The sequence below is a fragment of the Psychrobacter sp. APC 3426 genome, assembly GCF_030408035.1.
Classification (GTDB): Bacteria; Pseudomonadota; Gammaproteobacteria; order Pseudomonadales; family Moraxellaceae; genus Psychrobacter.
Genome location: NZ_JASDCF010000021.1, coordinates 32,552 through 56,298, shown reverse-complemented (window position 1 = coordinate 56,298; position 23,747 = coordinate 32,552). Strand labels below are relative to the sequence as shown.

General features: G+C 38.2%; 18 protein-coding genes and 1 pseudogene. 11 read left to right on the top strand and 8 right to left on the bottom strand.

Going from position 1 to position 23,747, the window contains the following annotated elements; translation table 11 throughout:
- Positions 1–51: 51 nt before the first annotated feature.
- The 3 genes from QL919_RS10675 to QL919_RS10665 form a co-directional block, all read right to left on the bottom strand.
- Positions 52–3,390 carry a hypothetical protein gene (locus QL919_RS10675; protein ID WP_290189507.1) on the bottom strand — a complete coding sequence of 1,113 codons (3,339 nt, stop codon included), beginning with the start codon at positions 3,388–3,390 and terminating at the stop codon, positions 52–54.
- A gap of 492 nt (positions 3,391–3,882) precedes the next feature.
- Positions 3,883–4,161, bottom strand: coding sequence for a hypothetical protein (locus tag QL919_RS10670; RefSeq protein ID WP_290189506.1), 279 nt, complete (start codon positions 4,159–4,161; stop codon positions 3,883–3,885).
- 227 nt (positions 4,162–4,388) lie between these two features.
- The gene (locus QL919_RS10665) at positions 4,389–4,610 is read right to left on the bottom strand and encodes a helix-turn-helix transcriptional regulator (protein WP_290189505.1); all 222 of its coding nucleotides are present in this window, start codon (positions 4,608–4,610) and stop codon (positions 4,389–4,391) included.
- Positions 4,611–4,734: 124 nt separating this feature from the next.
- On the opposite strand from QL919_RS10665, the gene QL919_RS10660 reads away from it, so the two are divergent.
- From QL919_RS10660 to QL919_RS10640, 5 genes are all read left to right on the top strand, one after another.
- The gene (locus tag QL919_RS10660) at positions 4,735–4,950 is read left to right on the top strand and encodes a hypothetical protein (protein WP_060490641.1); all 216 of its coding nucleotides are present in this window, start codon (positions 4,735–4,737) and stop codon (positions 4,948–4,950) included.
- Positions 4,951–4,952: 2 nt separating this feature from the next.
- A complete protein-coding gene (locus QL919_RS10655) occupies positions 4,953–6,128 on the top strand; it encodes a DUF3596 domain-containing protein (RefSeq protein WP_290189504.1) in 1,176 nt (391 codons plus the stop codon).
- A gap of 118 nt (positions 6,129–6,246) precedes the next feature.
- On the top strand, positions 6,247–8,769 hold the full coding sequence (locus QL919_RS10650; RefSeq protein ID WP_290189503.1) for a hypothetical protein: 2,523 nt from the start codon (positions 6,247–6,249) through the stop codon (positions 8,767–8,769).
- A gap of 2 nt (positions 8,770–8,771) precedes the next feature.
- Positions 8,772–11,840, top strand: coding sequence for a site-specific integrase (locus tag QL919_RS10645; protein ID WP_290189502.1), 3,069 nt, complete (start codon positions 8,772–8,774; stop codon positions 11,838–11,840).
- Positions 11,837–12,463 (top strand): hypothetical protein, encoded by a 627-nt coding sequence (locus QL919_RS10640; protein ID WP_290189501.1) that lies wholly within the window; start codon positions 11,837–11,839, stop codon positions 12,461–12,463. Before QL919_RS10645 ends, QL919_RS10640 begins: the two co-directional genes overlap by 4 nt.
- Positions 12,464–12,679: 216 nt before the next feature.
- Here the strand turns inward: QL919_RS10640 and QL919_RS10635 are convergent, their stop codons facing one another.
- Positions 12,680–13,156 carry an EamA family transporter gene (locus tag QL919_RS10635; RefSeq protein ID WP_290189500.1) on the bottom strand — a complete coding sequence of 159 codons (477 nt, stop codon included), beginning with the start codon at positions 13,154–13,156 and terminating at the stop codon, positions 12,680–12,682.
- A 38-nt stretch (positions 13,157–13,194) separates the two neighbouring features.
- Positions 13,195–14,750, bottom strand: a pseudogene (locus QL919_RS10630) (IS3 family transposase).
- Positions 14,751–14,855: 105 nt separating this feature from the next.
- On the opposite strand from QL919_RS10630, the gene QL919_RS10625 reads away from it, so the two are divergent.
- From QL919_RS10625 to QL919_RS10615, 3 genes are all read left to right on the top strand, one after another.
- Positions 14,856–15,338, top strand: coding sequence for a hypothetical protein (locus QL919_RS10625; RefSeq protein ID WP_290189499.1), 483 nt, complete (start codon positions 14,856–14,858; stop codon positions 15,336–15,338).
- Between the two features lie 153 nt (positions 15,339–15,491).
- Positions 15,492–15,950 carry a DMT family transporter gene (locus tag QL919_RS10620; protein ID WP_290189498.1) on the top strand — a complete coding sequence of 153 codons (459 nt, stop codon included), beginning with the start codon at positions 15,492–15,494 and terminating at the stop codon, positions 15,948–15,950.
- 311 nt (positions 15,951–16,261) lie between these two features.
- On the top strand, positions 16,262–16,555 hold the full coding sequence (locus QL919_RS10615) for a hypothetical protein (protein ID WP_290189497.1): 294 nt from the start codon (positions 16,262–16,264) through the stop codon (positions 16,553–16,555).
- 694 nt (positions 16,556–17,249) lie between these two features.
- Here the strand turns inward: QL919_RS10615 and QL919_RS10610 are convergent.
- Positions 17,250–19,523 carry a nitric-oxide reductase large subunit gene (locus tag QL919_RS10610; protein ID WP_290189496.1) on the bottom strand — a complete coding sequence of 758 codons (2,274 nt, stop codon included), beginning with the start codon at positions 19,521–19,523 and terminating at the stop codon, positions 17,250–17,252.
- 393 nt (positions 19,524–19,916) lie between these two features.
- Between QL919_RS10610 and QL919_RS10605 the strand changes: the two genes are divergently transcribed.
- The 3 genes from QL919_RS10605 (at position 19,917) to QL919_RS10595 (ending at position 22,081) form a co-directional block, all read left to right on the top strand.
- Positions 19,917–20,300, top strand: coding sequence for a DUF1971 domain-containing protein (locus QL919_RS10605; protein WP_290189495.1), 384 nt, complete (start codon positions 19,917–19,919; stop codon positions 20,298–20,300).
- Between the two features lie 263 nt (positions 20,301–20,563).
- On the top strand, positions 20,564–21,562 hold the full coding sequence (locus QL919_RS10600) for a D-cysteine desulfhydrase family protein (RefSeq protein ID WP_290189494.1): 999 nt from the start codon (positions 20,564–20,566) through the stop codon (positions 21,560–21,562).
- Positions 21,563–21,601: 39 nt separating this feature from the next.
- Positions 21,602–22,081: a hemerythrin domain-containing protein gene (locus QL919_RS10595; protein WP_290189493.1), complete on the top strand. Its 480-nt coding sequence runs from the start codon at positions 21,602–21,604 to the stop codon at positions 22,079–22,081.
- Positions 22,082–22,136: 55 nt separating this feature from the next.
- On the opposite strand, the gene modB is transcribed toward QL919_RS10595, so the two are convergent.
- Both modB and modA read right to left on the bottom strand, forming a co-directional pair.
- Positions 22,137–22,835 carry a molybdate ABC transporter permease subunit gene (gene modB / locus QL919_RS10590; RefSeq protein WP_290189492.1) on the bottom strand — a complete coding sequence of 233 codons (699 nt, stop codon included), beginning with the start codon at positions 22,833–22,835 and terminating at the stop codon, positions 22,137–22,139.
- 71 nt (positions 22,836–22,906) lie between these two features.
- Positions 22,907–23,737, bottom strand: a complete 831-nt coding sequence (gene modA, locus QL919_RS10585) for a molybdate ABC transporter substrate-binding protein (RefSeq protein ID WP_290189491.1) — start codon at positions 23,735–23,737, stop codon at positions 22,907–22,909.
- Between the last annotated feature and the right edge of the window lie 10 nt (positions 23,738–23,747).

Sequence of the window (23,747 nt, the reverse complement as noted above, 5' to 3'; positions counted from 1 at the left end):
CATTCATAGTACGATTGGTTATGTGTCGCCTTTTGAGTTTGAGAGACGATACTATGATAGTCTTACTGAGTCAGACAAAGCTGCCTGACTCAAGCAATCCACTCTCCGATATAGTCGGGGCGGTTCAGTACTGAAACATTCTTCGTTTGTGAGTATGAGCTTTGTCCATGCTCTATCAGATAATGTATTCGCTTGTGGTAAAGGTGAAACAACTGCACCGCCATATGAGGAATCATGTGAATAAAAATAAGTGTCACTACAACCTTTAAATCGTCTTTGTAAAACTCTGTGCAAGTCTACAGATTGTTTACTGGTTCGATTACTATCAAGTTTATTGAGTAAGAAGTATTGAGCTTCTCCCCAGTAACTTGTCCAAAAGTTTCCAAATTTTCTTCTCATTTCTAACGCATATTTTATACTCTCAAGATTTTTGCTAAGCCCGATATCTGATATTGCAACTTCAAGATGATTAAAAATCTCGTCCTCACAATGTGGTGAATACTTCTCAATCAATTTACTAGGTAATATCCATTTTGGCTCTTCATAACCATTACCACAAGCCAACCTAGTAATTGAGTTATCAAGTAACCATTTAATAATGTGATCAGAATATTCAATAGGTAGATTGAGCAACAGATTTGCAATAATGTGCTCAACAACTGGATGCTTATCCGTTAGATATGGTGTTAGTAAATTAAATAGCTCATTTGGTTTATCTATATATTGTTTACCTGCCTTAAAAAAGATACTTAATACACCTCTTACTAAAAAATCTCTATGCTCATTAAATAAAAGTCTTCCTCTGTAGAGCCATATTCTTGTATAAGAGCTTTCATTAATTGAACTATTAATTATTTCAAAGACCTGAGGCATTAATTCCTCAAGAACGTCGTGAGGCAAAGCTTCTGAAATATTTTCTAAGTTTTCGATCTGACCTTCTCTCCATACCTTTCGATTTAGATATTTGACTGACTCTTCTGATTCTTTTATCTCAAGACTGGAGTCTGTTAATTCTTCTCTATAACCTTCTAAAATTAGCTGTATTAATTTAATTGCCTTTCTCGGATGGCTCTTTGCTAACTCATCCCAATTGATATAATTAACTGCACAACCTAGTTGTAAAAGCTTTTTGCGTACTGCAAACATCTCTTCTGAATCATCTTGAATGTTCCAGCTCAAAGCAGAGTAGCATCTATTGTTCCACTCCTCGGATACACCGATAAATGGCTCAATTTCCTTTATAACAATGCTAGGTGCTTTGTCAGCTATAGAGCTTAACAATCGAATAGCCAAGTCAATTTGCGAGTCAGATCCATTTAGCCATACAGAAATCACATTTTGTTCTGAAAGTACCTCGACTATTTGCGAGTGTCCAAAACAAGCATGATCAATAAAAGGTTGGTTTAGTTCTGAATCATTTATAAGGTTTATAATTAAACTACGCAAAGGGGCTTTAATAACTGTAATCTCTCTGATCACATTAATAGCTAAATATTTGATGTGAAATCGAATATTAGTGCTATCAAATAATGCTGAAATATTTTGGCAAAACACTGATTGTTTAGATTGCGCTAATAGCTTTAAGGCATATTTAATATGCTCTCTTCGCGTCAGTGTTTGTTCAGATCTAGAACCAATTTCTTTAAGAAAAGCATCGCTTGACTGTCGAGCAATATCAAAAAGGCGTTTCCCTAAATGGTAATCGAATAGTGCTTGATGCTGGAAGCTAACTTGATTACCTGTCTTATTAAAAATACCGACAGATATTATCGCCTCAAGAACGTTGGGATTGTGATTGCATAAAGCATTAATTGGTATAGAAAACTGCATATCTCGGCTTGCTTTCTCTATAAAGTCATCAATAATGCTGTTAGCCGAACTCAAATCAGTTATAACTCCGTTTAATTGCTTCAATCTATCAACCCAATACAAACTTATAAGATCGCTTTTATTGGTAAAGTCGAGGCTGCCCTGATCATTTTTTATAAGCTGTATGTAGAAACTTAACCATATTGGAATTTTCAAAATAGTCTGTTTGACAGGCGATAACGAATCATAATTCTCGTATGATTCAAGTGTTTTTTTAACTTCTTCAACAGATAGCTCTTTTAAGGTTATATGCGCTACTTTATTATTTAGGCTTGAAATCCAACTTTGTAATTGAATGTCTTCGTTTAAATCAAAGTCTCTACAAGCTAAAACCAGACTAATATCATATTTATCTTCCCTTAGTTGAATCACTTGATACGCAATTTGTTGACAGACTTGTAAGGCACTGCTTGAGTGACTAGCTGTCCAACGTATGGCGTCTAGTTGATCCAAAATAATAATAGCTTTTTTAGCGCCTGCGAATTTATTTAAGCTAAATACAGGTGAATGGCTAAAACCTAAATCATTTCCAAAAGCATCTGCATTTTTTTCAGGACGGTTTCGATCTAATCGTATCGGTAGACATATATGACCTTTTTTGTGCATCTCATCGCACAACTGCAATAGAAAGGCACTTTTACCCATACCCGCTTCTGCTTTAATCAAGGTAATTGGATAGTTATTTATTGAGTCAATACAATTTGCTATTTCCGAACGCTCAATTAAACTATCTTCAATTAGAAAGGGTGTAATTGAATCTCGAAAAGCCTGACTGACACGCTCTACAATAGGGAATAACCTTGTATCATTCTCATAAATTCTTTGGTTAAAACCTTGGCATTTCATACTTTCGAGAAGTTGAAACGATGTAATTGATGAGCGCAAATGATTATTATCAGTAGGATAATTTTTTAAGTAGTCAATTATGTTATTAGAGTTACTACTAAAATTCTTATCAATTTTTCCAAGAATATTACGTTGAGATTCAGAGTTAACAGAAAAAGCGATAACCTCAAAATTTTTCAAAAATTGAATAGCTTTTGCAACATCAATCTCTACATTAACGTTTAAACCTAACTTATGACATAAGTCTTCAAAAAACTTTCGACGTTTATCGCTTTGGCCAACCTGATGTTCGATAAAATCTTGAGGATTAGGTGTTGTATTTTTGGCGCTCAAACTTAGTTGGGATAGTTGAGTGAATGATAATGGAGATACGACTTTAAAGGTACAATCTGTTCTCTGTATTTGATTAAACGCTTTTATCAACACACCTGAAATCTCTAGTGATGATAAGGTCCATACATCGGAATTGTTGTGACTAGATTTACATTGATGAAATTCTCTAGATCCGTTTGATTTTTCAACAATCAAATCTACGCCTGTTTCGTCTTCGCCTAATGGCTCTACAGTTATGGAAGTTATCTCTTCTTCAACTAGTCTTAATAATTGCTCAGCAACCCAATTTGACTCGTAGCTATTGCCAAACTTATCTGCGAACCCACCACCTTCTAATGCCATAGCTGAACTACCTTCACTAATATCAATATATTGAAAATAGTAGCATGAAAGAATGTTTAGAGAATATAAATATAAAAATCTTCAACCACAAAAAAACCAGAGAGCATTAGCAATCTGGTTATTAAATACGTTCTAAATTATCACCTACCTATTGTAAGCTGCCCGCCAGAAAAGCTAATACATGATTCGCAGAACCAAGATGACTGTTTTCTGATATAAGGTATATCCGCTGGTACATCAAGTTGATAGGGTCGTCCACAGTACTCACAGTGAACATCATCTAAGTAAGCCTGGCACTCCGCTAATACGCCAAACAAAATATGATAATCGATATGATACTGTTTGCAGAGTATCTCTATATGCTCTACATACCGTCCATCATGCCCGTATGCCCAATAGTCTTCACATAGTTGTATGTCGCACTGATCTGCATTAGCGCTAAAAATAAGTTTTAAGCTCATGGTTATCTCCAAACCAAGTAGTTGACGTTAATCACAACGAATAAGGAATCTCGTAATGATTCATAATGGCCAAAAATTTGGTCTCAAGATTCGTTAAGGTATAACGATTCAGCGCTAATCCTTCATTTAGCTCTCGTTGCACCCATATCCTAACCGCTTCATCATTATAAAAAATGGGGTTAACGCCTAGCATCTTTGCTAACTGTGAACCCTGTTGTATTTGCAGGTTTACCCTAAGTTTGGTAGATAGCGATATCGCTTCGGCGCTTAGCCAAATTGAAGCATGCGGCGGTTTAATAAATGTGCTCATGTATAATCTCCTGTAGATTAATATTTATTTCTGTCAGTCGTAATGACTTTCTACAGATTAAATTATACATACATTTTGAGCTATTGCAACTTAAAATAACCTTCTATAGAACTTTTTATTGCTTAATAGAACCTTTAACTTATTTGAGAAACCATAGTTTGCTACATATTATTCGGTGTAATAACTGATAAGCACAACGTTATCTTGGATTCTAAAAGAAGAGAGGTTTATTCTTCTTCCTTAACTATCTCATAAAGGTCGCCCACTTCAATATCCAAATATAAACATAGCTTCTCTACAACTTCTAGATCCACTCTTGTGGCTTCTTCGTTATACATGCGTGTGATTGTGCCTCTGTTGACATCAGTATCTCTAGATACATCAGCAATCTTTAGTCTTTTCTCACCCATAATTCTAGATAAATTACACTTCACCATAACCTCCCCCATAATAAAACAACCTACTGTAGATAAAAATGTCTTGCAAAAGATTATTTTTAGTGTAAATTATGTTCTATAGCAGGTCATAAAGCTATTAAATAATAACACCTTAATCTTTAGTAAGGATTTTACTATGAGTTATACCTATTTAACAACCGAAGAGCTGTCACAACGTATTAAATATGACAGCAAGACCATACGCAACCAACTTAAGGATGCGGTATTTATTGAAGGGGTTCACTACATAAAACCCTTTGGCGGCAGAAAAATCCTTTTTATCTGGCAAAAAATTGAAGAGTTGATGCTGACAGGTTCTGACGATAGCATTCCATTTGCAGCGGGAGCGTAATCATGGCGAGTATCAATACCCGTAATGGCAACCTATATGTAGACTTCCGATACATAGGTCAACGTTGCAGAGAGCAAACCTTACTGGCAGACACCAAGCCCAATCGAAAACGTCTAGAGAATTTCGTTAACAGAATGGAAGCTGACATTCAATTGGGTAGTTTTCGATATGAAAACTATTTTCCGCAAAGTAAAAAGCTTGCGCAGTTTCAAAGCTTAGAGCTTATGAAAGCAACAAATAGTCATAAGGACTCAAGCTCAGGCTTTGATAGCTTTAGCAAAATTTGGTTAGAAGAGAAAAAGCCAGAATGGCGAGACTCTCAGATAAGTAATATAGAGGGTATATTTAGAATTTACCTAACTCCTCATTTTGGCAATGTAGCGCTGAATACTATTAGTAAAGCTAAAATAATGGCTTTTCGGGGCAAGCTAGTTAAAGAGGGAAATAACGGAAAACTTTTATCATCGTCTCGTATTAACCATATTATGACGCCATTGCGTATGGTGCTTACCGAAGCATCTGAGCGTTTTGATTTTGAGAGTCCATGGAAAAATATAAGACCAATTAGTGAGCCTAAAAGTAAAGTAAGTCCTTTTACTTTAGAAGAGGTTATGCTCATTATTAATAACGTAAGAGCCGATTATAAACCCTACTATGTAGTACGCTTTTTTACTGGCATGCGTACAGGTGAGATTGATGGTTTGCCTTGGAAAAACATAGATTTTGAGCGACGGCAAATCATCGTGGATCAGGCAATAGTTAATGGAGTTATAGGTAAAACTAAAACTACAGGTTCGAATCGTATCATCCAAATGAACCAACTGGTTTATGATGCATTGATTGAGCAGCAGAGCCTGACTAAACATCAAAGTGAGTTCGTTTTTAGCACAAAAGTGGGTACTCCTTTAAATCATCGTAATGTCACTCGGCGAGTTTGGTATCCGTTACTACGATATTTAGAGCTTGAGAGGCGAAATCCTTACCAAACTAGGCATACAGCCGCAACGCTTTGGTTAGCAGCTGGTGAGTCGCCTGAGTGGATTGCTGCGCAAATGGGTCATAGCAATACTAAGATGCTGTTCACGGTCTATTCTCGCTATGTACCGAACCTTACTCGTCAAGATGGAAGCGCTTTAGAGAGACTTTTAATAGAGCGAGGTATAGTACAAAATCGATGAAAAACCCTATATTTAATAAAAAGGCATCTAAATAGGTGTCTTTTTTTTGTATTAACGCTGGATGGTTTAAATGAACGAAGCTACAGTTATTTAAATGGCTTATAAGGGTTGTGTAGCAATGGATACAGACAACAAAGTAACTAACAGAGCTTGCAAAATTGGTGAATGGTTACAAACAAATATTATTAAGTGGTCAAATATAGATGAAATTTCGTGCTTACTTGTTGAATTAAAATTTCTACAAGATACTTTGCCTGAGCAATTCAGATCAGCGCTAGAAAGTGAGTACCATGCTTTATCTGAATGGGTAAAAACAAAAGATACAGTTTCTATTTTAACCGAATTAGAGAAACTACAGATATACGAAAGCGGTATTGATCAGAAAAACTTCCTAAAAACCATAAAAACACGTCATAAGTATCTCAAAGATCTCTACCTCATTAATTTTTTAGCCAGTCGTTCAGACTCACCAAAAATAAATAGCATTCGTTCTTTTTACTTTTTTCTCTGCCTTAAAATGGTTGAGTTGACTGATTATGATAGTAGGATTGAAACCACACTTGATGAATGTCGGTTTTTAACGAGTAATATTCGTGAATTCCTAGTCCCATTTTTGCCAGACATAACAGAGTTTGAGAGTCTTAATGATCTCCAAAGCCACCTTATCGAGTCTCAAGACAATGATCATTACACCAGATGGTTAAATAGCACTCCTGATACCTTTGAGTCAGAAATAAAAAAATATGGTAACAAGTTACTAAATAAGAGCACTTTATTCTCTTCTAGCAATGCTAAAAATGAGCTTAATGGGCGTATAGCTAAATATCTTTATGAGTATGTCCTGCCGATAGAAAACTATTTCAAAAACGACTCTGGTATTACTCGCGTAACTAGTACCACCTATCAGGTTGCTAATGGCTCATTACATTATGATGACACGACAGGCAATACAATCAGCGACTTAGTTAATCTTACTAAGGATGTAAATAGTACAGAAGCTTTTGAAGATGAAGAACGTCAAGATAACGAGAAAGAATTTTTTGAACAAATAACAGTCAATACTCCCAGTAACTATTATCTTGATTTGGTAAGGGCTGAAGGTCAATCAAACAGTCGTCGAAAAAGTGCTATGAATTTAGTTACTAGTGTCAATATAGCCCATGAAGATGATATATCTACATTGGTAAAGTACCTTGGTTGTAAGCTCAAGGAACTAGATTTAGGCGAGCTAGATAGAGGACGTTGTATAGATGAGAAGTTTAAGTTTGACCTAAGCCATCAATCTGCCCTCTATTTACTAATGATCTTATTAACCGGTAATGAGAATATATTTCAATCAGATAATTTAGAAGATGGGTTTAATGGCTATCGATATAAACTTCAATTCGCACCGAAACGTAGTTATAAGGATGAAAGTTGGGATAAAAAATTATGTGCTAATAATGAAAGTATTCTTTTCCTCTACATGCCAATTGTTCTTATAGAGCTACACCGTGAGATGACTTACGTATTGGATGATGATTTAATGATTTCGATTCATGCTCAAGCTACCACTGACATCAAGGCGTTCAATAAAAAGTATAAAGTAAGATTAAGTTTTAATAAAATAAGAAACTACTTTACTAGCTACTTATCTCAGAACGGTGTTGATAAAGCCTTGATAGAAGTAATTACTGAGTCTCCTGTACATCATTTATCAGCGCTGCCTTATTACAATGTCTCTCAGTATGATCTATATCGATGCCAATTTAAATTTACTAATCACTTATTAGGTCTGATTGACGATAAAAATATCAAGGAAAGAATTGACGTTTTTTTCAAAATAACTAATGAAGATACTGTGCCACATTTTAATGATCAGAAAATGGGCTCTTTGCTAGCTATTCGAGAAAAATTATTAACTCCAATCATCGAAGAGTTAAAGAAAAATATTCTAGAAAAAATTGGCAAAACTAGTTTTTTGAAAGTAGGTGTTTTTGTAGAGTTGCATAATTTTTTCACCGATTATCTATACATTTGGCTATCCATTGCTAGCGGTTACCGCCCAGTGAATGAGCCATTCGGCAGATTGTCAGATATAGATACTAGAACAGGTTTGTATTTTATAAGTGATAAAGAAGTTCAGCAAGATACTATAGGCAGATTTATATATCTACCAACTATATTATGTCAACAAATTGACGAGTACATAAAATTTATCAAAGGCAACGCTAGTCTTTTTAATAAATTAGGGAACGATATTGGACTAATTTATAAGAATATTCTAGATGGCAATATTGGACTGATATGCTACTTGAAGCTAGATGAAGCAACTAGCACAGTTATTAGACTAAAACTGGATAATGCTTTTCTTAAAAAACGTATATCAGCTTATATCTCTTTGCCACTCAACTGGCCTCGTCACTATATACGCTCGCTACAAAACGAGCATATTGGTAAATACTCTTGTGATCCGTCTCTGAACGAAGATAGTATCGGATATGATGTAGTGAGTGCTTGGATGGGACACTCTGATGAGCTTGGATACAGCTTTTACGATAGATTTAGTGGACTAAAACGACATGAGCTTAGAGCGTTTGCTCAAACTATAGATAAACTAACTAAAGATATTGGTTTTGAATTAATTAAGTTGGAGCACTAGATATGAGTAATAATAAATCAGGTGCTGAAAAGAGAAAAGAAAATCGAGATCAACGAGAAGAAAAACGTTTTTTGTTAGCTCGTAAACTAATAGATAAATATATTGATTTTATTAAAATTTTAGAATCAGAAGACCACCAAAAATCTTTCAATTTAATGTGGGCTAAATTTGATAAAAATTTATCTACTAACAAGCATTTTCAAGATGTAAGAAAGTATTCTACTGCTTACAGTCATGCCGTAAAGTACTGTCAAGATCGTATGGAAGATAAAAACATTACTATAGGTTTTCCAAAACTCATTATTCAATCATCTCGTCCAGTTTCCTTTCGCACACAGGAATGGTTTTCTGATGGTAAGGACGTACTAGATTTCTATTTAGACTGGAGTAAACGATTAGAAGCTCAAACTAATATTGATCTGACTTTAAACGATGTATTTTTAAGTCTTATTTTTCATAGTGCAGTACTAAAAGTGTCTGTGCTACAAGCAATATTGAAGCAGCTATCTGATGACTGCTTAATGATTGAACAAGTCTATGGTCTACCAATCATTGCTGTGATTGTTGACGATAGCTCCTATCATACAAACACTTATGTAGGGACAGAAGCTGTACACCAAACGCAAGTTTTTATATCTCCTCTATCAGCACATATTCTTCAGTCCTATATCAAAGAAAAAGCAGTACCAGTCGCAGATAAGCTAAAAAATATTAACATTCATAATTTATATCAAAGCATGCGACAGACACTGGAAAGTAGCGTTAATTTTGGCTTAAGACGATTCTTGATTGCAGCAGTGTACATTTTAGAAAACTACCTTTCACTTAATTTGCCCGAGTATATGTGGTATATCGTTACGGGCAAAGAAGATACATTTAGTTTACCAACTTCCAATTGGCAATCGCTCATATATGAGATTCGGCATGATACAACTAATCAAGAACAGCTGAGCAACCAAGTACCTAGTACTTCTAATAATATTTCTACAGTAACAAATTCTCAATTAGTAGTTGAGATAGCGAAGATTTTTAAAAGTGATAATAATAATAAAATTTCTAAAAAACTATTTGTTAAAAAATTAAAAAAACTCGATAGCGAACTTAAAAATAGTTATGCGCCTTTAAACGAAAGGGCAATCGTTGGTTGGCTGCTATCAATGACAACCAGTCATATGGTCTCTAGTATTCAGACTTATAGCAATAGAATTACCAATCGATGGTTAGCCCTGACAGAAAATGCGAGTCTAAAGGACTATCAAGAAGATGATTTTGTAGCACTATATACTGAGATGATCGAACTTAGTAAAACTCCAAAGGCCGCGAACGCAGCTGCTGAATTAATTGATAAAATTCATCAGTATATGGTTGCGCATCATAATATCGAATCTATACCTCCTTTTGCTACGAGTGATAGACCTCATCATAAAGTTGGTTATATATCAGAGCAAATGTTCCAAGCTATACTTGATAAGATTGATAGCCTTACTACAAATGTAGATGAAAAACAGGCTTTGAGCTTAGCGTTAATATTAGGACATCGGTGCGGGCTGAGAATTGGTGAAATAGTTAAAATAAGATTGCGTGATGTAGCCGAAACTCAGAATTATCTAGAGATTAGAAATAATAAATTTGGAAACAATAAAAGCCTCTCTGCACTGCGTCGTATATCACTTTCTCAATTATTGCTAGAGTCTGATATGCAACTCATAAGACGTGTATATATCAAACGTTCAGGCGATAAAGGTCAAACGCTTATAGCCAGCCAAGATGGCATGTCTTACAACGCTCAAACAATATCAAAAATGCTTACTCATCTTATAAAAGAGGTTACTGGCTTAAGCTATCTTACTACACACCATCTACGCCATAGTTGTCTAACTAATTTTCAGTTGATGTCATTTTTATATGATAAAGATTATCAATTTAATGGCCATCCAAGTGCAACGTTTTTAAAAGGCTTGCTACCCTATGAATCAGCTCAAGCTGCTAGCATCATCAATCATTTCGAAACGAATCTTGCATACAAGAAAACATATGCTTTGGCAGGAATAGCAGGGCACGCCAGTCCTAGTACAACATTTTCATCATATGTACATTTTACGGACATTCAGGTGGGATTATTATTATGGCAGACCAATTTTAAGCTAGCTATTAAGCACAATCAGATACTAAAAATACCGAGAAGACAAAAATTTAAAACTGAAAATATACATTTGAAAATAAATGAATATCTCATGGATAAGCTTAAACTGCCTTATTTTCCGAAACCTATGCACAGTAAAATACTTAATGATAAGTTTGTTGAAAAAATTGTAAAAGTTAAGAAATATTCTTTCGATGAAGTACATCAAGTTCTTGAAGCTTATACTCAGAAAGGTGATTATGAGAACCTCATGCATATCTATAATGTCAGTCAAGAAACTTTTGAAACATGGCGTCATAATGCAAAGCGACTAAGAGACGCTTCAGAGTTTCAAACTAGGAAAGGTAACCCTAGATTATTTGATATCAATAATAAAGGAGGCTTATTACCTATTAAAGACAGGTATGATGATGATAGAAAAATCATGATGCGAATGACGGAAAAATTTCGTAGCCTTTACTTAGAGAGGGATGACAAAAAACCTATCTATCAATTTATATATCATACACTTACTCATTCTCAATATAATAAAAATTTTATTATATTCAACTGCGCAGTAGACCTCTATAACTACCTCCAAGTTATTCGTAAACTAGTCTATAAAAAAGATATTCGACTGAGCTACTACAACTATGCACAAGCTGCCGAAAAAGATCAGAATGCTTGGAACTACGCTTTAAAAGATATACCTATTTCACAGAAAAGAAATATGGATAATGAGCAAGAAGAGAGTTTTTGTCAAAATCAAAGGCAGATCCGAGTAGAGCTATCACTCGCTAGTCAAACTGAAGTTACAAGAATTAAAAATAGAGCAAACTCTGTTATACCTATAAAGCAGTGGAATGTGAGAACAATACAAATATTTAGTCACTATGTATTTATTATGATAGGCGAGAGGGTAAAACTAACTCAAGGATTAATATTATGAAACTATCTGCCAAAACGATTAGTTTGAATAGCAACTCAACCGTAAAACTCCATCCTTTAGCCAGAAGGCTTTATCAAGTACTGATGGAAGCCTATATTAGTAGTGATAAGAGTACTTACCTGAAAAACGTATCTAACTATTTTGGCAACAGAGTTGAGATACCTATTCATAATATTTCTGTCATATTTAAAGACGGTTCATACGAAATCATCGGGGGTTGTTTTTCTCCTATATTTGATCTAAATGACATTTCTAATGAAAATACTGTGATTCTAAGTTATACAACATCTCAAGGCCATGATACAAAGAATAAAGCTGATGAACAGGTAAAGAGAGTAAAAAAAAGAATTCAAGATAAGTTTGACCAAGACGTAATAGACTTTATATATATGGATTATATTAGGGCGATTTCTATTCTTTCACTTTCAAAACCAGGTGTCATGTATTCAGAAATTAGAGAGTTATCACAGGCTAAAAGCAAGTATAGTAGTGCCGTTTGGAACGAAATATTTGGCAATGAAGATGAGTCGCCAATAAATTATTTCAGTCAAAAAGACTTTTCAATGCTTATCGGCAAGACTCGATTCACTGTTAACAATCATAATAAAGTCAAAAACGATTAAAAGTGTTAATCTGATTAATTTAGCTAGGTAAACACCTTGCTAGTCAAATTTAGTGCCGGGAAGTACTAAATTACGTTTAAGGCATGATGGCTTTGCTTTTGATATGGAGATATCTTTTACTTTTTTAAACCCACTATCTAAAGCAACACTGAACCGCTGCGACTTTATCAAAGGCTGATTTGCTTGAGTCAAGCTGCAATACCTGATCAGATTAAACTATAATTTGCTATTTTCAGTGGGCTTTTGAGTCTGATAAATGAACAGACTTGTACAGACCAAAATGACACCAAAGATCGTTAACGAACTCAAAGTAGTATCAAAAACCAAACTCTCCAAAATCATCGTCAGTAAAGGCAATAAAAAGAATAACGTGCTTACTTTATCTGCCGAGCTATATTTGAGCATAAGCATCAATAACAAATAAGCCCCTACGGAAACTACTGCGCCCATCCATACCAATGACAGCAGAGAATAAGTATTAACCTCAAAAAACAATCCTTGATAAACAGTCACAGCGGAAAATATCAAGAATGAAAAAATAGTCTGAATCAATAGGGTTAAAATCGGCGGCGCTTTCACCTTAGCTTGAGCGATAGTACCAAACGTGATGGATAGTAATGCCAGTACGGATAGTACGATACCTGATACGTTGATCTTATCAACGCTATGATAGCCTAGTGTGGACAGAACCAAGCGGAGTTTTTCAAGGTAGTTGTCACCATCAAGCTAAATTAAGCGGCTTGTAATCTTTGCTGTTGTTGCTCTTTTACAGGATTTAGCGTTGTTGGCCCTACAGGCTCGCAGTTCCTCACCTCCTGAGTTCCCCAGCGTATCGGGTTTTCATCTTTAGCGCGCTGCATCGTGAGCAGACGCTTCGCCAGTACTTCCTTATCCTCACCCGTATGGCGCTGATGCGGTGTCACAAAGTTCAGCTGACTGTGCTTATGCTCATTGTTGTACCAGCGCGTGAAGCTCAGCATCCATCGTCTTGCCGCATCTAAGCTCTTAAAGCCATCGATAGGCCAATTAGGGCGATACTTGCAGGTTTTAAATAAAGACTCTGCAAACGGGTTGTCATTACTGACACGCGGTCTGCTGTAAGAGGTGAGTACCCCAAGCTCATACGCTTTCATGCGCATGGTTTGAGCTTTCATCGGTGCCCCATTGTCTGAGTGTAGCACCACCCCAGTGTGCAATGCATTCTCACTGATTAAAGTACGCTCAAGCAGCTGAGCTGCCAGTACACCTGACTCGTGGTCATAAACCTCCCAGCCAACAATTTTACGGCTATAGACATCCTCTATCATGTACAAATAATAGAACTGACCCCGTACCGGACTTGGCAGATAGGTGATATCCCAGCAGAACACTTGGCAAGGGCCAGTGGCAGTAAAGGTCTTTGGGGCGCTTGAGGCTTTAGGGGCAAGTGCACGACCGCGGTGAGCCAATTGCTCATGCTGCCTCAGCACCCGATAAAAGGTAGACTCTGAGCCATGATATATCCCCTCATCAAGCAGGGTCGGTACAATTTGGGTGGGCGGCAGACTGGCAAAGCGGGGCTGATTGCACACGGCTAGGATGGCGGCTTGTTCAGAGGCGCTCAGTTTATTCTTAGGAGCTTGGCGCACGGCGTCACACCGTTTATCACCATTCACGTGACCTGCGCGGTACCAGCGCCGATAGGTGCGGATGCTAATGCCAACTTCAATACAGGCAAGGTTAAGTCTGGCTCCTGAGTGATTGGCCTCTTGTATCCAGTCTATGTATTGCTTGCGCTTAGGGAGCAAGGTCAGTCGTCATCAAACTCCTCCCAAAACGCTTCCAACTTTTTTCGCAATACCAGTAAGGCGGCAGTTTCAGCTAAAGCCTTTTCTTTTCGAGCAAGCTCTCGGGTGAGTTGTTTGATCTGTTTGCGATCGCTCTGCTGCTGACGCTTGTCTTTCAGGCTTTGTTGTTTGCTGCTGCTAAAGCCTTGTAAGGCGTCAGTACGCCACGCTTTGATTTGCTCAACATATAGGCCTTTGCTGCGGCAGTATTCGCTAAGTTCACTCTCGCTTAGGGTGGCCGTCTCTATAATGGTGGCAAGCTTGGTTTCGCTTGACCAGTCATCAGGGGTTTTATGGTTCGTTGGCATGGGGTGACCTTGTTCTCTAGCTTGGGCACGCCAATTATACAGGGTCTGTAATCCGATGCCTTCACTTCTTGAAACCTCGGCAACACTTAGGCTCAGCGGGGGTAGCAGTTTGCTGAGTATAGCCTGTTTACGTTCTTCGCTATATCGTGGCATGTTGTGTCCTCATTGTCCCCTTTGGAATTATTATTTAGGGGTGACAACTATCCTGCCATAGGGGGATCCTTAGCAATTCTACTGACTGCTTGTCAAAGTCTATCAGTGCCACAGCCTGACCTAAGTCAGACTGTCAAAAAAGAACTGACCTCAGATCAACAAGATGCAACTAAATATGATGGTGGCTGGTTCTACACTTATCCTTTTGCCTACAGTGATTTAGACAAGATAAAACCCACTTTTAGAGATCCGATTATTATGGTTGTTTTAGGATACGAGAATGGCTGTTTGTATTTTAATAACGGTTATCAGCGCACAACGCCTCTATTACCCTATGGTCATGCTATGTGGTATGACGAGGAAAAGGTCTTAAACTATTTTGCCAGTGATTATCACATCGGCGACACTATTGAATCACCAGGTTATATTTTAACGTCCGCTCAAAAGCGCGAGTTTGAAAACAAACAAGGACAGTTCAATAGCCAAACAGGGTTTGTGACGACTCCTCGTAGCGAATGTGATACAGGTCAAGTTACATATTTATTTTCATTACCGCCAGGCGTTATAGATCCAATGCCGTATCTTTAGATTTATGTGATTCAGCACCCTAAAAACCAACTGCTATCAGTGCTACAACCTACTAAATTTCTAATAAGCCAATATAAGCGCTGACACAAGGTATTCATAAAACTACCTTTGCTGCTCATCACTCTAAATATGTCTAAAAAAAGGCCGGACTTAATGAAAATATTGCCTTATGTGCTAATTAGTTTATTAGGAGGTGCAATTGTTCCTTTGCAACTGGCAATCGTCAATGCTTTTCGGAAAAGTACACAAGCGTCTCAGATACAAGCTACTCTCTATTTGTATATCGGAGGTGCAATTGCTTCTCTTATCATGTCGTATTTCATTAGCGGAGGCGTAAAACCGCCCGCAATTGGCAACGCTGCTTGGTGGATGTGGCTACCAGGATTTTTAGGTAGTTTTTATATATTATTCATGTTTATTGCCGCTCCGAAAATTGGTTCTGGTAACACCTTGTTATGGGTCTTTTTAGGTCAGATGTACTTTGCCGTAGTTATAAGTCAATTTGGATTATTTGGACTAAACGCTAAGCCTATTGATATTTATAAAATAGTTGGATTAATCACCGTAACCATTGGCGGCGCTGTAATGATATATGGAGAAAGCAAAACCTAATTATTAAGATGTGTAAATCTATAAATCAGGTAATTCAACTCGACTACGGGTAGATTGTTGCACGAATTAAGAGTCCAATCCGACACCTTGCTTACACGTGCAAAGAGTCTTAAAAGTTTAGGAGCACCATTGCTAAATCATCTCGTTTTACTCACTGCACTCTTAGCACTTCTATCATTTTCAGGTTGCGCCAATCAGAGCTTAGAGAACCCTAGAGTTTTTCCTGCAGATATACCAGTGATTATAGAAGTTACGCAGTCGTTGCAAATTGCCACTTGGTCTCCCAATAAAATAACGTTCGATTTACAACTATGGGTTCTGGATATTTAACAGTTGTTAATAACTGTCTTGCTATCTCTAGAGATAGTAAAGAGGTGACGACCAAAAATAATACTTATTTACTGGTGCTAGCGGACACTTTTTTTGCTTGGGATGCGGATACAGGGACTCGGAAATTTGAAGAAAAACCCTATAAAATTGGAGATGAGCTTTATCTTAGCAGTACTGTATTTGTTTATCCTAACGCAAATATTACCGATCAGATAAAAGCAAACTGGATAGATTGTGGCTTAGATAAAGGGTGGCTTGGTGGCTCAACTGGATAAACCATTACTTAAACTTTAGAAGCTGATTTTCCAGATAACTTTAATAGATAAATAATTTAAAAACGGTAATCAAAATAATAAATATAAAAATCTATGTGTAATTACTCCACATTTAGATTTAATAAATGTGGAGTAATTACACATTTTTAGTGACCATAATATGGAATATAGCTCGTATAAAATGTCTTGAATTGCGCTAAATGTCATAGCTGTTTTATTGGTTATATCCCTTGCTATATATAGTATTACAGGTTAATATACCTTAAGAATTTTTTAAGTAATTTAGTGCTTCTAGCCTGTCACGCCGGGGGTCGCGGGTTCGAGTCCCGTCCGCTGCGCCATATTTAAAACGAATTTAAACTTTCAAGTTTAAGCAAGTTTCGCCTCAAACATTAGATTGTTTGAGGTTTTTTTGTGTCTATTTTTCACTTAAAGCTTTTATTTATAAGGGCTATCTATTTCATCTATACTGTTAGCTCGGGAGTATATTGCTTCTTCCTACATTATCAATGTGACCTTTTTCGTAAATACTCTATCTTTTAGAAATTGGTGACCATGATTGTTGAAATTTAGTGGTAGTAGCCCTTATGAATAAAACCCTTCTAAAAACCAGTGTCAAAACAACAAAAAACCCCTGCTATGAACTGAACAGGGATTTTAATTAAACGCTATTATCAATACTTAAACATTATAATCAATCGTTCACTGGTTTTTCAGGCTGATAGTTAGAGTGTGACGGTTTTGCAAACGCCAGTTTGACCACCTGCAATGCCACACAAATGGCACCAATGATAAAAACCACATCAGCAAAGGTACGGACCCAGCGTAATGTTTGCAAGAAATCTTGTTGTAGGAAGCTCTCACTACGCGCATACCATAAACCTTCGGTCATGGAAGCATGCGCTTGGAAGATACCGATGGGTAGCAGGCTGGTCGCAATCATCAATACCAAACCTATATTTAATGACCAAAAGCCAGTTTTTATGAGCTTTTCACTAAAAATATAGTCTGGGCGAATATATCGCATCACCAGTAATACAAAACCAATCGCTAAAAATCCATACACCCCGAACAGTGCAGCATGGGAATGTACAGCAGTGGTATTTAATCCTTGTAGGTAGAATAATGATACTGGTGGATTAATCATAAACCCAAACCCCCCCGCCCCTAACATATTCCAAAAAGCGACAGCGACGAAGCACATGATAGGCCATTTTAATTTATTCATCCATGGCGCTTGACGCTGCAGGGACCAATGCTCATAGCCTTCATAACCCAAGACCACTAATGGCACCACTTCTAACGCACTGAATGATGCACCGATTGCCATCACCGGTGTGGTCGTGCCGGAATAATACAAATGATGGAATGTGCCTGGTACACCGCCCAGCAAAAATAGCGCGGCAGAGGCAATAGAGCTGGCTGTGGCGATTTTCTTATTCACCAAGCCCAAGTTATAAAAAATAAAAGCAAGCGATACGGTAGCGAATACTTCAAAGAAACCTTCTACCCATAAATGCACCACCCACCAGCGCCAGTATTCCATGATGGTTAAATGGGTGCGCTCACCATAGAACAAGCCTGCACCATAAAATAAGCCAACACAAACGACGGAGGCAAAGAAGATAGCGAGTAAGTTTTTATCACCTTGTTCTTTAAAGGCAGGTAAACAACCACGGGTCATTAATAATAGCCAAAACAGTACGGCAACCCATTTTAAAATCTGCCAAAATCTGCCTAGGTCAATATACTCATAGCCTTGATGTCCAAACCAAAAGTTATATTTTGCGGGCAATATATCCGCTAAAGCAAAATACTGACCGGCGAAAGATCCCACTACCACGATAATTAATGAAAACCATAATATATCGACTCCTAGTTTTTGATATTTAGGATCTTTACCGCCATTGATAAGCGGTGTCAAAAATAGCCCTGCCATCAAAAACGCAGTGGCAATCCAAAATAAGGCCGACTGAATATGCCAAGTACGCACTAGCGCATAGGGGAAAAAGTCTGCAACCGGAATACCATAAAACTCTTGACCTTCGACCGTATAATGTGCGACAAAACCGCCGATAAACACCTGAAATACAAACAGTGCCACCACTAAAAAGCCGTATTTTGCGAGCGCCTTTTGAGAAGGGGTTAAAGCAACTTTGGTTAATGGGTCAACGTCTGGCGTTATCTGCTTGACGTCTTCTTCTTGACGTAAGAAAGACCATCCCCAAATTAAAAACCCTACCCCAGCGATTAAAAAGACAATACTGGCGATAGACCACATAATATTTTCTGACGTCGGTACGTTATCAATAAGCGGCTCGTGCGGCCAGTTATTCGTATAGGTAGCATCGGTATCGGGACGTTCAGCAGAAGCAATCCATGCTGTCCAAAAGAAAAAGTTGGTCAGTTTTTGTCTATCAGCAGCATCCGTTATGGTGTTGTTTTTCATCGCAAAGTTCTCTCGAGACTCTTGCAATGCAGGGTCATCACCATACAAGCTCATATAATAAGGCGCTATCTGATTGATAGCGGCAATCCGTGTGTCTGATAGCACCACTTGCTCGTTATCATTAACCACGCTGCCACGATATTCTTTTTTGAGCTGCGCATTCAATACCGCTTTTTGATCATCAGATGCGTCAGAAAAATTACTGCCATATAGCTCTTGTGACCTGATATCCAACCATGCTACAAGCTCTCTATGCAGCCAGTCCGCCGTCCAATCTGGCGCTTGATAAGCACCATGACCCAATACCGAACCAAGCTGCTGACCTCCTGTGCGCTGCCATGCAGATTGACCATCTAAGATATTTTCTTCTGTTAACAAAACCTGACCAGTAGTATCAATATACTGATCTGGTATTGGTGGTGCTGTGCGATAGATTTCAACACCGCCCCACCCTAAAAATATAAAGGTTACGATTAGCACGGCAAGTAAGCCGAACCAATACTTCTTGTACTCACCCATGTCTTGCTCCTCCTTGCAAATAGATCATAACCCTTAAACATCTATTGATAATGAATGTTTAAGAATGGTTTAAGGTTTCACTTATTTAAAATATGACCCTATAGTGCTAATACGTAATACGGTTAAATAGCCAAAACTAACACTTAAGATTATTTTAATAATCCGCAACACTGATATTTAAGTATCGCAGTTCGCTAACTCCCTAAAAATAATTATAACATTCATTTTAAATGAATGTTATAATTTATCTCAACAACATTTCATTTATTTTAAATAATCTATTTGAACGACTATCAGAACTATTGAACTGAATTAACTTAGCATTTATTACTAAACTGAATCATCGCCTAAGTCTGATGAAAATCACTTCGTTTACTCCATCAAGGAGCTCTCATGAACCATATAATCATTCCCAGTCATTGGAAGATAAAACGTTCTACGCATTTCTTTACCAAGGATAAAGTACCCAAAGCCCTACTCACTCACCACAATACTGCCGAGGGTGTGTATGGGCAAATCTGTGTCATGCAAGGGACTGTCACCTTTTATGGATTTGCCAATGAAGCTGCTACCGAGCCAGAGCAGACCATCGTCATTCAAGCTGGACAGTTTGCGGTTAGTCCACCACAGTATTGGCACCGAGTGGAGCTGAGTGATGATGCTCAGTTTAATATTAATTTTTGGACAGAGGGCGATACGGCTAATAAGTCACTGTTTAACGCCTCTAAGATTCACAGCAAACCTATCGAAGCCTTGTTTGATAAGCCAAATGAATAAAATTGGTCTGTTAGGTATTTTCTAGAGTTTAAAAAAAGCCGTGGCCGTACCTTTACCTAAAGCATATTCCCTATATATTGAAACGGGCAACTTGGGCTAGGACGTGTCATCAATGAGCAGACTTATCTATCAAAATTATATATTTAATGCTCTAAAAACAGCTATTCTCATGGCTAAATATTGTATGGTATTAATATTCAATAATTACTATCATGGGATAACTTCCAAGCTCATAATTTCTCTATCTATAAAGTGAATAACACATGGACTATAACCACATACCCAGACAATCATTAGGCTTCTTCCCCACCTCTTTAATAGAGCTCACCAGATTGAGTGACAAACTCGGCGGCCCTACTATCTTTATGAAACGAGATGACAATACAGGATTGGCATTGGGTGGCAACAAAACCCGTAAGCTTGAATTTATCATCGGCGACGCCCTTGCTCAGGGTGCTGATTGCGTGATTACGGCAGGCGCTGCACAATCTAATCATTGTCGCCAAACTGCTGCTGCCGCTGCAAGCTTGGGACTTGACTGCCATTTAGTATTAGGTGGAGAAGAACCTGAGCAAGCAAGTGGCAATCTTTTGTTAGACAAAATATTTGGATCGCATATTCATTGGGCAGGCGCCCATCGCAAAGGGGAAGACATTCCTAAAATCGTCGAACAGTTAAAAACACAAGGCAAAAAACCCTACGTCATCCCTTATGGTGGTTCCAATGAATTGGGTGCTTTGGCCTTTGTAGAAGCCTTTAAAGAGTTAGAGTCGCAATGTCAAAACATAAATGAAACATTCACTCATATCGTCTTTGCATCTAGCTCCGGCGGCACGCAAGCAGGATTAATGCTGGGCAATAGACTGTCCAATTCACCCTGTCAAATCGTGGGTATCAATATCGATAAAGGCGAAACAGACAAAGTGCCATTTGATCAGTATACCGTCGCGCTTGCCAATAGCACCGCTGCCCTTATCGCAGCCGACCATCAATTTTCAGAGAGCGATTTAATACTTAACTCTGATTATGTGGGCGGCGGTTATGGCGTGGTTGGTACTTTGGAAAATGAAGCCATTGAGATGACTGCGCAAACGGAGGGCATCTTATTAGACCCTGTTTATACAGGTCGGGCGATGGGCGGGTTAATAGATATGATTCGCACAGGTAAAATTAAGCAAACGGATCGTGTGTTATTTTGGCATACAGGCGGCGCACCCGCTTTATTTGCTTATTCAAATGATTTAGACATTGCTAAAAAGTGATACTAAGATTAATACTCACAGCCTTTAAGGTATCTGATTATGAAACGTGCTCACCAATTACAGCCTTTATCACGCCAGCATCATCTCGGTCTTAATCTATCTCGCCATGCCAAGGAATGCAGAAATGAGCCTGACGAGATTGTGAAGCACTTAGACAGTCTAACCGCTTATATGAATGACATGCAGTATCACTTTCATATTGAAGACAACCTCATCGCACATGCGCTCCAGCCTTATCGAGCATCCAAACCAGATGTCGCAGCAGTGCTCGATACTCTTGGTGGACAGCATAAAGCACTACATAATATACTGGATAATATAATAGCCTCTAAAAATACTGATATTAAAAATATAACCGCCGCTCAAGTCAGAGAGTTTGGCACATTACTATACGAGCACATTCGTTTTGAAGAGCGTGAGCTTTTTCCTATTGTTGAAAAATATCTAACAGAGATTGAGCTAAATGCTATCTATGAAGCGAGTCCTGATAGTATCAAGCGCCCAAATGAAAGTCGTTAAATCGAATGGTGATTAGGTTGTAAAAGCAATTCGCCAACGCTGATTCAAATTTACTTCAACGCTGATTCAGCTTATTCACACTGGCAATCAATGCCACCATAATCATGCCCATGACAATGAGGATGCCAGACATCATATGCGCAGCTTCGTAGTTGAGTGCCTCAACTTGCTCATATATTGCAATCGACACCACTTTGGTCTCACCGGAGATACTGCCGCCTATCATCAGTACCACCCCAAATTCGCCAATAGTATGGGCAAAGCTAATGAGGCTGCCGAGGATAATACCAACCTTTGCTTGTGGAAAGGCGACTCGCATAAAACGTCTTAGACGACTAGGCTCTAGTAAATGCGCCACCTCCATCACACTTTGCGGAATACGTAAAAACTGGGCATAGACAGGCTGAATATAGAAAGGTAAAGAATAAATAATAGATCCGATGACCAGACCTTCAAAGGTAAAAATTAAGGGGCTAATATTGTGCTCGCTAAGCCATTTGCCAATACCCACGCTAGGGCTTAGCAATAGCAATAAATAAAAACCAATAACGGTAGGTGGTAATACCAGTGGCATGGCGATAACGCCCATCAGCACAACTTTAAAACGTGAAATGACTTGCCCACGACTGGGCTTGGCGAGCCAATAAGCCACAGGTGTGGCAAAGAGTAATAAGCAGAAGGTGGTGACAGCAGCAAGTTTGATGCTGACTAAGAATGGACTGAGCATGTCTGACATTAGGGATGGAGATATCATGATGTCATTGCTCGTTGCTTATTTTGCATTAATAAGGGTTGATTCTATTTAAGAATCACTATTGAAGCGTTCTATTGAAGCGTGAGATAGCCCGCTTGTGAGAAGTGTTGTTGTCCTGCAGGAGAACGTAAATAATCGGTGAAGTCTGTAGCAGTAGACACGTCACTGATGACTATGCCATCTTGCAGGATAGCTGGATAAGACTCGGGCACTAAGGTAACGAACTGCTCAGGCGTGGCTTTAATTGCCGTGATTTGTGATTGCGCGACAAAGCCATAATCGACACTGCCAGTATGCGCATATTGAAAGGCTTGACCGATATTTTCCGCCTGTATCAAGCGCTTTTGTTGCTCTAGAGCCTCATAAACACCTTGCGATTGTAGATAAGATTTTGCCGATGCGCCATAAGGCGCAAGCTCAGGACTGGCAATGGTTATTTTGCTACCCGCATCACTCATGAGTAGTTCAGTCAGTGCCGCTGGTTTCAGCGCAGCCAAAGACTTAGTGACACTATATAGCGCCAGTTGACCTTGCGCATAGGTAAAAGGTTGATGAGATATTTCGGCTTGAGAGCTGTCAACAGCCAGCTTAGCAGGGAATTCTTGATTGGCAGATAAAAATATATCGTAGGGCGCACCTGCCGTTATTTGCGCGTACAATTTACCAGAAGAGGCAAAGGTAATGTCAATATCTTGGTTAGGTAAGCCTTTATCTGCTTTATAGCCTTCGACAATGGCAGGCAAGACATCTGACAAATTAGCAGCGGCAGCAATACGCAGCGTATGGGCTTGTTCAGTATTCTCAGCAGCAGTAGTGGTATTTGTAGCGCTCTCCTGCGTACAAGCACTTAAAGCCAGTAATAAGCAAGCAGATATAGAAACTGCTCCTGTTATCTTAATCATTATTTTCGCC